The sequence below is a fragment of the Shewanella sp. SP2S2-6 genome (assembly GCF_031931965.1).
In the GTDB taxonomy this organism is placed as follows: domain Bacteria; phylum Pseudomonadota; class Gammaproteobacteria; order Enterobacterales; family Shewanellaceae; genus Shewanella; species Shewanella baltica.
On record NZ_JAUOEQ010000001.1, the window covers coordinates 345316 to 359283 of the forward strand.

Consider the following 13968-nt stretch of genomic DNA (forward strand, 5'->3'; position numbering starts at 1 on the left):
TTAGCGCAAACGAGTAGAAAGAGCCTGTATGTGTTCGGGACCAATGCCGCAGCAACCACCGATAAGCGAAGCCCCTACCGCGCGCCAACGCTCAGCCCAACCGAGATAATCGAGCGGCCCAAGATCGGCCCGGATCTCATCCAGACCATCGTTAGCGGTCGCCTCTTTCGGCTGAGGAGGAAACGCATTGGCATAGGCACCGAGTCGAATATCGGCACGCCCCAGAGCACTCAATCTATCGCTGGCCACCTGTAATGCCGCCTCAATCACCTCAGGCTGACAACAGTTGAACAGAATCGCATCCACACCGACTGCTACTAACGCGTCGATAGCATCTGCCACCCGCTCACCGGAACGTAGTGTCGGTTCGCTCCCAAGCGTCTCGTCCTCTAAGGTAAATGAAACCCAAAATGGTTTGCCATCTTCTGGCAGCAAGGCCTTGATGGCTAAAGGTTCGGCAATCAAACTCATGGTTTCGGCTAACCAGAGATCGACACTGGGCGACAGCGCTCGAATGAGTGGGAGAGCCAAGTCACTCACCCTCGCGGCATCAAATAAATCGGCACGGTAAGAGCCAAACAAGGGTGGCAATGAGCCCGCGACGCGAACCGCATTTGCGTGTTCATCCGCGACATCCCTTGCCAATTTGCCCGCCAATGCAGCCAGCGCTTCACCCTCGGCGGCAAAACGCTCGTCGCCGATATGAAATGGCACGAGTGCATAACTGTTGGTGGTGATGACTTTGGCCCCACTGGCTACGTAGGCTTGATGTACCTCAGTCACGGTTTGTGGCGCTTCTATCAGGGCCAACGCCGACCACTCAGGCTGTCGAAAGGGTGCGCCCCGTCTTGCCAACTCACGCCCCATGCCACCATCCAAAACCCACAGTTGCTGCTTATCCATCTTGCTTACCTCAATCTTTTTATGCGACTTCGTTTTACTAAGGCACTCATAATTAATGAGAATCCTGCTACCTAGCACCTTGCTGCGTTCGATGACGACAATGCATAGCTTCAGTGAGTACCTTAATAACTGCAAAACCATCCAGACGTTTAGATGGCTATAACAAAATAACGGAATCTCGATTTAGCCGCAATCGATATCAGTAAAAAACACGGATTAATCTCAAACTTGAATAAATGGATGCCGCTGCGCTACGAAAACATGCCCAGTTGACGGCAAGAGACGAGGTATTGATGGGATCGTTGATGGAAGACATTGATGGAGGGCATGATGAGGGCATTGATAAATGATATTGCTGCGAAATGAACTAGAGAACCTAGAAGATGATGGTTAAAAAACTGGAGAACAAGATGAGTGCCCTCCATGTCTTTGGATAATATGAGATTGGTATTTACCCAATTCGTTTAACTATTTCCAGCCCTGCAACCAAAGGATTTCATCTTTTAAATCATGCCAGTTTATAGGTATAACTCGCTTTGACATCACAGCCTCAATTGAGCACGAGATCACTACGCCTTCCTCATCAAACTCAATCTCAGTGACTAAAAAATGTTTTTCTTTATTGGTCGGCTTAACGGCGGTCCACTTACTGTTGAGTAATTTATTAGGGTTAATTTTATTCATCAAAACTCCGCGTGACAGCTAATGTAAAAGAAATCACTCATTCCTTTTATTGATCAGCTAATTGAACAACTAATTGAGCAACTGGGCTCATATCCTATCCACCCCGATACCAAATGAGTCTGTTAGGTCTAATGTGTCCTTGAACAGTAAATTTGCGGCGTTATGTAATAACTTCCGCTAATCCCCGTTCCTTTAGAAACTCGCTTAAGAGCGCCTTGGCCAATACGAACAATACAGCAAGACCGCGCAATGGCACTTACACAAAAAGCACTTAAGCGAAGATCTCGTCAACGGAGATGACTTAAGCAACAAATTACACAAGCAGATCTCAGTACTAGGGCAGACAAAAGATAACTGTCAGTGCTTAGAAACGCAGCCATTGAAAGATAACGTTAGGAACGTCCATGTCAACCATACTAAAAACACTTTGCCTCGTAGGCACACTATTGCTCACTAGCTTTACGACTCTGGCGCAGCCCATTGCCAGAGATGAGTTTTCCATCAGTCCGCTACTCAATGGTCAGCAAATTCCTAAGGTAAACTTGCATGATATAAAGGGTAAAACCGTCGATTTAGCCGAATTAACCCAGCAAAAACCGACCATCTTTTTCTTTTACCGCGGCGGCTGGTGCCCATTTTGTAACAATCAAATGGGACAGTTAAAAGCGATTGAGCCTGAATTATTAAAAATGGGCTTTCAATTAGTGGGTATTTCACCCGATACACCAGCTCAACTTAAGGCTTCGGCGGCAAAAAATGAGCTTAAGTATCTACTGCTTTCCGATGAAAAAATGCTGGCAGCGCAAGCCTTTGGCTTAGCTTTTTACACAAGCGAAAAGGTCACTGAGATTTATACTTCGCGTCTTCATGTCGATAATCCAATGTGGACGACTCCCGAGGGAGCCAAACGTTTAGTCTTACCTGTGCCCGCCATTTATATTAGCGATGATAAAGGTTTGATTCATTTCCAATATGTGAATCCTAACTACAAGGTCAGACCCGCACCTAAGCTGATCTTAACCGCCGCAAGTTTGGTGGGATCGCAAGAATAAATATCGGTTTATCGACCGCTTTGCTAAACTAGCTCCGCCGCAATCAATATCGTCCAAGTTCAAATAGATAACATCACTTCAGCCCGCGGCGGAGTCATAATGAATTCTCAAACCTATAACCAAGCTGTGCTCGAACTCGCCCTTGCGGGTCTTGCCGATTTAACCGCTTCAGCACAGACCAAGAAAGCCCAGCGCACTTCTGCGCAGGAAAGTCATTTTTTGTGTAATTGGATGGTCGAGTCCTTAAAGGAAAAACGCTTTTCTAAACTGGTAGCCGACGATCTCACGGCTTGGATACGTTTGGCTCGCAGCCAAGGTGCGGGCGCCGAACTCAAGCGTTTGCTAGAAAGGATTGTGCATCAATATCAAACAGTTGAGACATCAGAGCAAGCGTTAGGTACGGCATTAAATGCTATGATAGAAACTTTAAAGCAAGCCGAATGGTTAGTCTTTACTGACACTGAAATCAGCGCCAAGCTCAAACTCGATGGTGATGGCCAATCTAGCTTAGTAATTGATGCAAAAGAATTTAATCAACATATTAAAGATAATCAGTTGGTCAAACCAATCAACTTATATGTCCGCGCCGATGAACAGACCCTAACGCGTATCGCCCTATCCCATGGGTTATTACTCAGCCAAGGCAATAAGAAAACCAGCTTGGTTAAGCACCATAAAACCTATCAAATTTTCCCGCATAATCAGCAGCCCGCCCTGTGTCAGCTATTGGCTTAGGTGTCATAGCGTAAAGTGTAATGGCGTAAAGGTGAAAACTGTTTAACTATGGCTGATGTGACTGATTGTGACCCAATAAACAATTTATTCACACAGTTTAGGTAGAATGGCCATCGGATAGGCCTTGGCTAAAGCAGAGATAACAAGGATAAAAGCAATATGGTTAAGCGATGTTTGCAGTATAAACACTTAGTTCGATTTGCCTTGTTCGCCCTTTGCTTTACTCAACCACACGCCTATGCGGAGCAGCTCAAATACAATATCACTGGCTCCTATTCTTGGTATCCGTATTTTATTGGTGATCAAGCCGAGGCGCCGGGGATGATCACTGAGCTTATCCCGATGATTCTATCCTTAGCTAAAATCGACGGTGAAATCCTCACCTTGCCGCCAAAGCGCACTAATAACGCTCTGGAAACTGGTCAACTCGACTTTGATATCGTCAGCCCGAGTTGGTTTGAAAAGCAGGATTTGGGGCCGCTGTTTGTTAAATCCGCTCCCATAATGCAAATCACCGAATATGTGGTCACCCTGCCTGAAAATGTCAGTAAATATAAGGATATCGACCAGATAAAAGGTAAACAAATCGGGACAGTGCGCGGTTATTTATACCACGACGATAAGGACTTTATCCGTGCCGACTTTACCTCTGAGCAAGAGTTAGTCAAAGCCTTAGATAAACACAGAGTCGATGCGATTATTTCCGGTAATTATCCAGCCTTGTATTGGTCGACTCAGTTGCGGATCCCTGTCGCCCTTGCGGCGGTGCATTCCGATGGAGACTTAGTGTTTAGGTTACGTAAGGAACATGCCGATTTGCTGCCTGCCATCAATCAAGCGATTGCGACCCTAAAAGCCAACGGTAAGATTGATGCGATAGTCAAAAAATACACCCAAACACTGGCAAGCTGATCCTATGCTCAAGCATTGGCGTTATTAAGACCACAGTTACAGCTTGGGCTTAGCTCAATCGTTTTTTTTCGTTATAACATCATCAGCATGCCATCTGTCCACATTTCCCGTCATCAATAAAAAAGCGCCCGCAGGCGCTCATCGATACAGATCCAAGGTTTATCAACACTTATCAATAGCTCAACTTATTCAGCTTAATGTCAGTTTGACCATTCACAGGGATCGTAATTGGCGAGGACAGCGGCATAGCTGTGGCTCAATCCTTGAGTCGAGTAATAGTAACCTTTGCCCTGTTTATCCACGGCATAATGGATATCTTCAGCGCCAAGCTGCTGCGGCAATTGCTCACGCACATTGGCTAATTGGGGCTCATCATAAAGATAGGGGGCAAAAGTCAGCACACTCTCCTGATACACCTCAGTATGGCGGCAACTATTGCGGCGAATTTGAGCTATGATGGCCTCAAATGCATCACCGCGCTCCAGTGCTAACCATTGCTCGGCATAGCGCTCAACGATACTTTTGTCGGAATAGAAAAAATGCCGCTTATCCGACAAACGCATCTGCACATCCGCATAAGCCTCATCGAGGATCAACTGAATATAACCCGCAACCGTTTGCTTATTATCCCATTCCAGCCCAGCCACAGCGGCAATTTGCTCCGCCGTGACTAAACGTCCATGCTGGCTAAATACTCGGATATAACCGACGAGTTCAATCATTTGTTCACTCATAATGTCCAATCATAGCGCCCAATCATAGTGTTCACTCATAATGTCCAGTCATAGCGCCAATCATAGTGCCCAACTAGAGTGCTCAAGCGGGTAACAAGCCTCGTGCCGCTAATTTGTCGGCGACAAAGCCCAGACTAAACTTGTCGAGTGTGGCCCGCGTTGGCGCTCCCGTTTGAATGTCCCAACCAAAGGCTTCGTAGAACATGTCCAGCGAGGTTTGCATGTCGGCGCGGTCCATCTTGATGGTGCCCTCTTCGCCAAAGTTTTTGTCTGGGTCCATATCGTAAACCCAGTCACTGAGCACATCGTGCTCTTCACGCATATTGCCCTCATTCATCTGCAACATGGTTAAGGCGCGGTGCAGATGCAAGACTCTTTCCGCCTTGAAATCTAACTCAGTCTCACTGGTTTCAATCCCTGTGACTAGGCTGAACATTTGCGATTCTATGGTGCTATCGCCTTCATAATTACGGTTCTTATCGGGCGATGCCAATAGCGGGAACATCCAATTACACAGTGTCAGCGAGTCATGCAGCACGTTTTTCACTAAAGACCACTTAGCAAAGCGAACCTTAGCGGCATTAATCGGGGTATACCACTTCACCTTATCAAAGGCGCCCTCGCCCCATTTTTTCTCGGCGATGGCGACTGTCATATCGTGGGGTAACCCACTGTTAACGATGTTGATGTGGGAATGGCACTGGGCATCGCGGTTAAAGACGACGTTGATTAAAGTGCCCACCTGACCTGCGGTTTCACTCGCATGGTGCACGGCGGCGTTGGTTTTTCGGTTAAATACCTTGGTTTTACTCTCTTTATGTATGTCCCAATACCCTAATGCGGGGTTTGTGCCATCTAAGCCCCAACGCGCGATTAAGTCATACAAGCCATCCGCCATATGGGAAATTTCGCCTTCTTTGTAGGCAATGCGGCGATAGAAATCGATTAAGAAGGCAGGATCTTGATTATCCCAAAGCGCCCAAGGAATGCTGTTGTATTCCTCTTCTGGCAGTAAATATTTGAACATATCGTGTGTTTTTAAAAACTTAAAGATATGAGAAATCAAACCATAGTTACACCAAATGCCGTAATCATCGAGGATCTGTGCCCCCAAAGCTCCCGCCATTGCATGTGCTTCTGAACCGTTTGTGGTGCCCATCAAATACTGAGGCACGAGGAATCCCATACAGACGTTGGCAATATGCTCGGTCTTACGACCATATTTACTCTTCAGTTCAGGGACTTTAAGCTCGCAGAAACAACGTATTGGGCATGAATGGCAACCGCCAGTGCGCTTCATCCACTTGTTGGCATATTCGACGCCTATGTAGCTTTCGGCCATCGAAGTACGAAATCCAATACGGTTACGCTCATTCCAAGGCACTTCGCCTAAATCAATTTCTTGATCGGCAGCGCCCCACTTAAGGCCAGGTCGTGATTTCCAGCGACTAATAGGGGCTGAGTACTCGGCCCAAGATTGCGGCGTAGAAGGCACCACACCATTATTATTGGCGCCAATAATTCCTAAAATATGGTCATCTAAGGCGCGCATCTTTTCATTATTGGCGGCGATTTTGACGGCACCCGTGCCGATAATACCGATCCCTTTACAATTTTTTGAGCCCATAACTGAGCCATGACCACCCGCAGAGTGTCCGCCCTGAGTCATGATGACAGACAGAGGCACTTGGTTTTCACCCGCTTGGCCAATCGCCGCCACTTGTGCATTAGGGCCCATCATTTGCGCTATCATGGCGTGGGTATCGAATATGCCTTTGCCCCATAGCGCATCGGCGGGTTCAATAGTGACCTTGTCATCGACAATTTTTAGCCACACAGGGCTCGCCGCTTTGCCTTCAATTGCAATCGCATCGAAGCCGGCAAATTTCATTGCAGGCGAAAAATGGCCACCAAAGTGACCGTCGGCAATAAGGTGTTTTTCAATCACTGGACTACGGGAAGTAATCGTTGTTCGTCCAGTACAAATCACGCCTGAACCCGTTAATGGCCCCGCAGAGAAGACAATAATATTCTCAGGATCGATTGCCTTTATATTGTCCTTATGACCATCCCACAATATTTTATAGCCAATACCCATACCACCAATATAGTCATAATATTTTTCTATGGGATCATACGAAATCGTATTTGTCGTTAAATTAACTCTAAGGACTTTTCCTGCCCAACCACCAATTATATTACTCATCATATTTCACCTCGATTCAAGAAACTAAGCCGGTATATTTTTCATATTGTTCTAATGCAGCTTCGGCTTCATCCCAAGGATAAAATTTAATTGCCCCAGTAGGACAAACTTGAGCACAAGCAGGCTGGCCATTGCATAAATCGCATTTCACGGCTTTCATTTTACTGCGGACGACTTTAATCACTTGCTGCGGACATTTATCCGCACAATAACCACATCCAACACAGAGTTCTTCATCAACCACTTTGGCGCCGGTTAGCGGGTTGGTTGAAATAGCCTGTTGCGGGCACACTTGTGTACAAACTTCACATTGGCGGCAAGTGGCAGGAATTATGGTGCCATCACCGCATTCGCCATGCTGTATGTGATAGTTGAATTGCATGCCATGCGGGCCGAAGTTCATGTTATGTTCGACTTTTACGCGCGCCAGCGTTGGACTACTGTCACCCTCGTGGTTCCAGCTGCAGGCAATCTCGCAGCGTCGACAACTCACACACACCACAGGGTTGACCACCATTAAACCACCGGCCATGACTTCTACGACTTCCTGACTGTCATTGTCGCTGCCACAACCGGTAAGAAAGCTAATCAGTGTCCCGTGATATACAGTACCGACAGCAACGCCCATACTGCTTTTAAGTATTCCTCTTCTGGTAATCATATTCGATCCTTTATTAGTCAAAGCAATATAATTAAAATATGCATACACTTTGATTCCCGACAATTTATGCTAGAGTAATATCTATTATTATTTTACGTCTGCGTCACACTTACCCAAATTGGGGCAGTATTAGATCAAGTTACACGACTTGTGTTTGACTAACGCTTTTAAGAATTAACAATTAAATATATCGAAAATTAAAATAATGCTTCAATTCAAATTACTTCAATATAATTAATCGAAAAGGTTTAAAAGCGGTTAATTAACTGCCACTCAACGCATAACTCAGTTAATATCTAAAACGCATACATTCCGATTAGAGTCCCGACAGAATCTAATTAAAAAGGAATGGAAAATGATGAACACGAATACCCGTTCTCAATGGAAAATCTTTACGCCAATTGCTGTTGCAGTCTGTCTGATGACCGCCTGTTCCGATGGTGAAGAAGGTAAAGAAGGCCCACCTGGAATTGTGAGTATCAGCATAGAACAGGCCGATACTCTTAAAGCGACAATCGAAAAAGTCGCTATCGATGCGCAAACTCAAGTGCAGGTCGATTTCTTTCTCAGTAACGCCAATGGCATTGCCGTCACTGGACTAGAAAACCTTAAGGAGCTTGATACCTTAGGCCTTGGTATCGCTAAGCTTGCACCGCCGCAGGCGCACTATCACATCACTCAAGCCACAACTGATGCTGCGGCGCAAACTAGTGTTGTCACAACGAGTGAGACCGCCAGTACGACAGATACCGCATTGCAATGGACCAGCTACATCAACAACCAAGTGGAACCCGCGACCAATGCCCAAACCAATGCCGTAACACAATTTCAAGCGGGCATTGAAAGCAGCTGTAAAACGACGTGTTTAACCTCGCTAGGCGCAGGTCTATACCGTTATACCTTTAGCAAACCGCTGACGGCATACCCGCAATTTTCGGGGCTCGATACCCAATACACGCCAGAACTGACCCACAGGATTTACCTAGAACTCAAACCGTTAGCCAATAGCCCAATCGACACTCAGTTGATTAACAGCATATACGACTTTGTTCCCGCCACGGGGCAAACCGTCGCAGCGAACATGGGCCGCAAAGTTATCGCACCTGAGCAAGCCTGTTTTCGTTGCCATAATGCCGATTTGGCCAATGCCGATACCCGCCTTTTGATGCACGGCAGTAAACGTTTTGCCTTTGAGGGCTGCGTGGTGTGTCACACGACTTATTCTGGCGACCCTGAAACGGGTAACAGCTTAGATATGGCGACATTGACGCACCAAATCCACCAAGCTAAATATCAAATCGTCGGCCACAAGGGACAGTTATATGACTTCTCCAATGTGACCTTTCCTGGCGACATGAACCAGTGCCAGCAATGTCATATCGCTGGCGCAACGGCGCAAAGTGGCAATTACAATATTCCCAATAAAACTGCCTGCCTTGACTGTCACACAGCACAAATTCCAGCAGACTGGAATGGCACTGTCGCGGGGTTATTCCACAACAGGGACATTTTCCCTAAGGCGTGGGCACTCAGTTGCAGTGGCTGTCACCCCGATAGCAATAATCCCCAAGGTGTCGGGTTATTTCACAATGCCGCAGTGAATACGGCCGCTAAACTGGCGAGCGATTACCAAATTAAGTTACTGAGCTCGCAGCTCAGTGTTGAGGCGCAAACTCTAGTCGTCACACTGCAAGTGCAGCAACTGGATCAACTTCCCGCTACTCAAGCCATGATTAAATCTTTCTGGTTAATTGCTGCGGGTGAAACCAATCACGCCAACATGCCAGTTAATAATGGCCAGCGTAAAGTGTGGGATTTATTGGCAAACGCGAGCGATGTTGCCTTAAACATCACGGCGCCGAATCAGTTAACGGTCACTATATCTAACTTATCGACTGCTGACTTTGGCGATCTGAGCCAATCTAAGCTTTACAGTAAATTGGTGCTCTGCGCTGATAAGAACACTGGCTTTGCCATTGACTGTAATATCGCCAATCACAATGTGAACCTCAGCGCGTTGAATACGCTCACCCTGCAAGGTCAAACGGTTACGGCAAAGGCTAAGGTCGATGAACAAGCTTGTCGCCAATGTCATGATCAAGGCTTAGAGGACAGAGTTCTGTCGGCGCATCAGATGAGGGGGATTTTTGAGCCCACTAGCAGCTGCGGCACTTGTCATGCACCGCAAACCGCAACCGCGCTCACAGATGGGCAATGTCAAAGCTGCCACAGCAATGATGCAATCATGTATCTCAATGCAGGCATAATGCATACTCCCGGTGCCGACCAAATCAAGCCCTATCGCACCATCAACAATACCTTGAGCTACAGGGAGTTAGTGCATTCACTGCACGCGGGAACCCGTACTGTCGTCGGTTTTGACAACCCACGCCCAGAACTCACCTACCCTAATGCGAAAAGCAATTGCAGTGTTTGCCACAGTGCAGGGCAACTGGATCTCACGGGACTGAGTGCAGAACAATCCCTGTTAGTTGCCGCACCCGATGCGGTCAACAATGGTCAAATTGCCGAGTATTCGCCAACCTTGGCAACCTGCGCCGCCTGTCATACACAAACGGATAGCTTAGTGGTTCACGCACGTGGCTTTGGTGGGGTTTATCAAAGCGATGCCAGCGGAGGGCGAATTTACCAAGCGGGGCAAGAATCCTGCGCCATCTGTCACGCCGAGGGTCGCTCATCGGGTGTCGATAAGGTGCACCAATAGGCTGGTAGATTTTATCTCGCCCAAAAACAAAACCGCTCGCAATAATGCGAGCGGTTTTATTTAATCAAGCTGATTTATCAAGCCTTGAGTCAGTGCTGACTTCACTCAGCGCAAAAGCTTACTTGGCTGATTTAATCTCATAAAGCTCAGTCATCAAGCTAACCTCATTGAGTGAGCTAAATCGACCTTACAGCTTAGGCAAGCTTTGACTCTCGACCACTTGTGTTTGGCTGTAATCTTTAAGCTCAGCATGAGACGACTTCACACCACTTAACGCCTCGGCGGTTAACGTGTTATTGCCGTTCAATAAATCATTCAAGGTGCCTGTATCACCGTTCACTAAACCCAACTCTCTGAGCATGGCATCAACCACCGGTGCATTAGCACGATAGTTTAATGCAGCACTGGTGACTTGCTCGGCAATGCCACCTTGATGGTGAGCGCCTTCGCCACCCGCGGCAAATTGATTGCCAGCGCCATAGCCTTGAAGAATTTTAATGCCTTCAATATTTTCCAACGGTTTAACGGCTTGTGCCACGATTTCAGGCAGCGCTTTTAAAATCGCGAGGGATTTTTGTAGGGCAATTTGCTCATCACTTAAGACGTTTTCGGCTTCGTAAAGCGCTTGTTTACCCGCAGCTTCAACGGCATAGACTTTCTCATCCGCTTCGGCCTGCAGTTTTTTCGCATCGGCGCTAGCGCGCGCTTCAATCAAAATCGCACTCGATCTGTCTTCGGCGGCACGTTTCTCGGCTTCGGCTTGTACAGTTACACCTACCGCATCACGCTCAGCTTCTTTACGGGCATCAATCACTTCAATCTCTTTACGGCGGTTCGCTTCGGCCACTTGGCGCGCTGTGATTACCGCTTCTTCTTTCTCAACTTTCAGTTTTTCGGCTTCAGCAGCACGGGCGCGGGCAGCAGATTCTTCTTCAGATTTCGCCGCAACCGCAATGCGTTTTTCCTGCTCAGAAACTTCGATATCCCTTTGCTGTTGAATGCGCGATTGCTCAATCGACTTATACTTTTCAATTTCGCGGGTTTCGATATCTTTCGTCTTTTCGATTTGAGCCGTTTCGATAGCGCGTTCTTTAGCAATTTCGGCTTCGCGTTCTTCACGGGCCTTATTTTCTTTCTGCTTAATGATTTCCGCTTTTTGATCGGCGCGTTTAAATTCCAAAGACTGTTGCTGGATCAAGCGCGCTTCTTCTTCCGACTTTTCAATCTCTAGGGATTCTTTTTCGGCTTCGAGGTTACGTTGCTCGATCTTAATCCGGTTATCCTGTTGGATATCGTTGGTTTCTTTACGTTTCTCTTCAATGATTTTCGCCAGACGCGCACGACCTTCGGCATCGAATGCGTTGTTTTCATTGAAGAACTGCAGATCAGTTTGATCGAAACCCGTTAACGAAACCGACTCGAGTTCGAGACCGTTTTTTTCCAGATCGTTAGCCACGTTGTTTTGCACACGTTGCACAAAATCGGCACGCTGCTCATGCATTTCTGTCATGGTCATTTCAGCGGCAACAGCGCGGAGTACGTCAACAAACTTAGACTCCATCAGTTTTTTAAGCTCTTCAACGCGGTTTGTGCGCGTACCTAAGGTTTGCGCCGCCATCGAAATACCATCGGAATTTGGGGCAACACGTAGGTAGAAGTCGGCCTTCACATCGACACGCATTCTGTCTTTAGTGATCAGCGCATCTTTCTGAGTTTTTTCCACTTCGATACGCAGGGTATTCATGTTGACCGAAATGGTTTCATGCAGCACTGGCAGTACGATAGCGCCGCCATCTTTAATGATTTTCTCACCGCCAAAGCCGGTACGCACAAAGGCCATTTCTTTGGTTGCACGTTTATATAACTTGGCAAAAATTAACCCGATCACGATAAAGCCAAGTAACACCATACCGGCAACGAGCAAAATAAAACTACCGGATGAACCGATATCAGTTAACACATCCATTTGATTTCCTTTCAATTGATTTATGGCTGGGGACGATTAATTATCAAAACGCGTAGCAGACCAGACACGGCCTTCACGCTTAAGTAGCACTACTTGAGTGCCAGAGGCAAACTCGATGCCCGAGGTTTCAGGCTCGACTAAGACGTAATGTTTTTGTTGGTGTTTATCACGCACAACGGCTTCGGAAGGCATACCTTTGATGGCGCAGCCTAAGGTAATAGTCGCGACATAGCCGCTCAAATCATCAAGCGAAATTGCGCTCGATTCATTTTTCGGCAGATGTTCGGCCAGCACTCGACCGAAATAACGGCAAGAAAAGGCACTCGCAACTATGGCTATGGGTAAGGTGAACAATTGCGGCAGTAAAAGGCCAGCGACATTGAAACTGATAAAATTGACGATATAACCCGCTATCGCAAAACTGGTCAGCGCGAGCACAAACCAAATCAATAACGGCAGTCGATTGAGGCACAGCCAACCGGCAATGCCAGTAAGTCCGCCAGGGCTCACATCTGCGTCATAATCCGCATCGATAGGTACCCATTGGTCTAGCGTACTCATCATGCTTAAGCCAATGACTAACGCGAAGGCTTCAAACACACCGAGGGCCAGAACACAGGCAAAAGCTATGGTGTAAGGTAAATTAGGCTGCTCAACTAAAAACGCCCACATAGTCATCTCCTTGAACAATACAGCATTCCATTTATTTCACTGTAATTATCGACTTATGCGCCACAGAATAGCAAGCCAAGCCTTATTTCCAAACTAAAAATTTACTCTAAAATGGATTTTCACTGTAACCCTGCTGCGCCAAAATAGCGTGGGCTGTCATCGCCGATAATGCCATATCAACACCAGGTAATAATGAGGCATTGGTTAAATCAAAATAAGCGGCGCTCTGTCCGCAGATATAAAACTTCACGCCGTGATCAACCAGAGCCTTAACCAAAGCGCGATTGGCGTTTACGGCACCTGAATGCTGCTTGGCATAAAAAACATCATCCGCTAAATCGCTAATACCGCCACCGTGCACCACCATAGCCAGCTCGATATCAGTTTCTTTAACGCCTGCCGCCACATGCATGTTGATAAAACGCGCTAAACTTTCGAGCTGACGATTCGTCTTACCCACATCGGCCGCCTTACTCATATCAAAAGCCACTTTAAACTTCATGCCCTTAGGAATGGGCATCATGCTATCGACTTTAGCAATCTGACCAAACTCAGGAATAGCAGGCCCAGCCACAAATTTATCGACACCCGCCTGCGCCGTCGAAGCGATAGCGGCGAGGGTCAGGCACAGCGCAGCCTTAAGCGTTTTAGTGCTATATGATTTTGACTTCATTGTATTATCATCCTGTTATTGTTATTTATTCGCGCAGGTTTTATG

Annotated in this window: 12 protein-coding genes; 4 read left to right on the top strand and 8 right to left on the bottom strand. The window is 46.9% G+C overall.

Features of this window, described 5'->3' with window-relative positions; genetic code table 11:
• Together Q4Q57_RS01515 and Q4Q57_RS01520 are read right to left on the bottom strand one after the other, a co-directional pair.
• Window positions 1-903 carry a homocysteine S-methyltransferase family protein gene (locus Q4Q57_RS01515; protein WP_311889370.1) on the bottom strand — a complete coding sequence of 301 codons (903 nt, stop codon included), beginning with the start codon at window positions 901-903 and terminating at the stop codon, window positions 1-3.
• A gap of 468 nt (window positions 904-1371) precedes the next feature.
• Window positions 1372-1587, bottom strand: a complete 216-nt coding sequence (locus tag Q4Q57_RS01520; protein WP_311889371.1) for a TIGR02450 family Trp-rich protein — start codon at window positions 1585-1587, stop codon at window positions 1372-1374.
• Window positions 1588-1991: 404 nt separating this feature from the next.
• Here Q4Q57_RS01520 and Q4Q57_RS01525 point away from each other — a divergent pair, with 404 nt between their 5' ends.
• The 3 genes from Q4Q57_RS01525 (at window position 1992) to Q4Q57_RS01535 (ending at window position 4286) form a co-directional block, all read left to right on the top strand.
• Window positions 1992-2639 carry a peroxiredoxin-like family protein gene (locus tag Q4Q57_RS01525; protein WP_311889372.1) on the top strand — a complete coding sequence of 216 codons (648 nt, stop codon included), beginning with the start codon at window positions 1992-1994 and terminating at the stop codon, window positions 2637-2639.
• Window positions 2640-2738: 99 nt separating this feature from the next.
• The gene (locus Q4Q57_RS01530; RefSeq protein WP_012587120.1) at window positions 2739-3374 is read left to right on the top strand and encodes a DUF2913 family protein; all 636 of its coding nucleotides are present in this window, start codon (window positions 2739-2741) and stop codon (window positions 3372-3374) included.
• Window positions 3375-3533: 159 nt separating this feature from the next.
• Window positions 3534-4286, top strand: a complete 753-nt coding sequence (locus tag Q4Q57_RS01535) for an ABC transporter substrate-binding protein (RefSeq protein WP_071938323.1) — start codon at window positions 3534-3536, stop codon at window positions 4284-4286.
• A gap of 200 nt (window positions 4287-4486) precedes the next feature.
• Here Q4Q57_RS01535 and Q4Q57_RS01540 read toward each other — a convergent pair whose 3' ends face one another.
• The 3 genes from Q4Q57_RS01540 to Q4Q57_RS01550 all read right to left on the bottom strand — a co-directional run bounded on the left by Q4Q57_RS01540 (window position 4487) and on the right by Q4Q57_RS01550 (window position 7887).
• Entirely contained in the window at window positions 4487-5008 is a 522-nt protein-coding gene (locus tag Q4Q57_RS01540; protein ID WP_310454482.1) for a hypothetical protein, read from the bottom strand.
• 94 nt (window positions 5009-5102) lie between these two features.
• On the bottom strand, window positions 5103-7226 hold the full coding sequence (locus Q4Q57_RS01545; protein WP_311889374.1) for an aldehyde ferredoxin oxidoreductase: 2124 nt from the start codon (window positions 7224-7226) through the stop codon (window positions 5103-5105).
• 16 nt (window positions 7227-7242) lie between these two features.
• Complete coding sequence (locus Q4Q57_RS01550; protein WP_006085762.1) at window positions 7243-7887, bottom strand: 4Fe-4S dicluster domain-containing protein; 645 nt, start codon at window positions 7885-7887, stop codon at window positions 7243-7245.
• Window positions 7888-8242: 355 nt separating this feature from the next.
• On the opposite strand from Q4Q57_RS01550, the gene Q4Q57_RS01555 reads away from it, so the two are divergent.
• Window positions 8243-10612 (top strand): OmcA/MtrC family decaheme c-type cytochrome, encoded by a 2370-nt coding sequence (locus Q4Q57_RS01555; protein ID WP_311889377.1) that lies wholly within the window; start codon window positions 8243-8245, stop codon window positions 10610-10612.
• Window positions 10613-10799: 187 nt separating this feature from the next.
• Here the strand turns inward: Q4Q57_RS01555 and Q4Q57_RS01560 are convergent, their stop codons facing one another.
• The 3 genes from Q4Q57_RS01560 to Q4Q57_RS01570 all read right to left on the bottom strand — a co-directional run bounded on the left by Q4Q57_RS01560 (window position 10800) and on the right by Q4Q57_RS01570 (window position 13923).
• Window positions 10800-12578, bottom strand: a complete 1779-nt coding sequence (locus Q4Q57_RS01560) for a flotillin family protein (RefSeq protein WP_107402360.1) — start codon at window positions 12576-12578, stop codon at window positions 10800-10802.
• A 36-nt stretch (window positions 12579-12614) separates the two neighbouring features.
• Window positions 12615-13250 (bottom strand): YqiJ family protein, encoded by a 636-nt coding sequence (locus Q4Q57_RS01565; protein WP_311889378.1) that lies wholly within the window; start codon window positions 13248-13250, stop codon window positions 12615-12617.
• Window positions 13251-13356: 106 nt separating this feature from the next.
• Window positions 13357-13923 carry a DsrE family protein gene (locus Q4Q57_RS01570; RefSeq protein WP_311889379.1) on the bottom strand — a complete coding sequence of 189 codons (567 nt, stop codon included), beginning with the start codon at window positions 13921-13923 and terminating at the stop codon, window positions 13357-13359.
• Window positions 13924-13968: the final 45 nt, after the last annotated feature.

Excerpts from the sequence above, each read along its gene's own strand:
- Q4Q57_RS01545 (WP_311889374.1), bottom strand. The coding sequence starts at position 7,226 with ATGAGTAATATAATTGGTGGTTGGGCAGGAAAAGTCCTTAGAGTTAAT.
- Q4Q57_RS01515 (WP_311889370.1), bottom strand. The coding sequence starts at position 903 with ATGGATAAGCAGCAACTGTGGGTTTTGGATGGTGGCATGGGGCGTGAG.
- Q4Q57_RS01520 (WP_311889371.1), bottom strand. The coding sequence starts at position 1,587 with ATGAATAAAATTAACCCTAATAAATTACTCAACAGTAAGTGGACCGCC.
- Q4Q57_RS01560 (WP_107402360.1), bottom strand. The coding sequence starts at position 12,578 with ATGGATGTGTTAACTGATATCGGTTCATCCGGTAGTTTTATTTTGCTC.
- Q4Q57_RS01555 (WP_311889377.1), top strand. The coding sequence starts at position 8,243 with ATGATGAACACGAATACCCGTTCTCAATGGAAAATCTTTACGCCAATT.
- Q4Q57_RS01550 (WP_006085762.1), bottom strand. The coding sequence starts at position 7,887 with ATGATTACCAGAAGAGGAATACTTAAAAGCAGTATGGGCGTTGCTGTC.
- Q4Q57_RS01570 (WP_311889379.1), bottom strand. The coding sequence starts at position 13,923 with ATGAAGTCAAAATCATATAGCACTAAAACGCTTAAGGCTGCGCTGTGC.
- Q4Q57_RS01565 (WP_311889378.1), bottom strand. The coding sequence starts at position 13,250 with ATGTGGGCGTTTTTAGTTGAGCAGCCTAATTTACCTTACACCATAGCT.
- Q4Q57_RS01525 (WP_311889372.1), top strand. The coding sequence starts at position 1,992 with ATGTCAACCATACTAAAAACACTTTGCCTCGTAGGCACACTATTGCTC.
- Q4Q57_RS01530 (WP_012587120.1), top strand. The coding sequence starts at position 2,739 with ATGAATTCTCAAACCTATAACCAAGCTGTGCTCGAACTCGCCCTTGCG.
- Q4Q57_RS01535 (WP_071938323.1), top strand. The coding sequence starts at position 3,534 with ATGGTTAAGCGATGTTTGCAGTATAAACACTTAGTTCGATTTGCCTTG.
- Q4Q57_RS01540 (WP_310454482.1), bottom strand. The coding sequence starts at position 5,008 with ATGATTGAACTCGTCGGTTATATCCGAGTATTTAGCCAGCATGGACGT.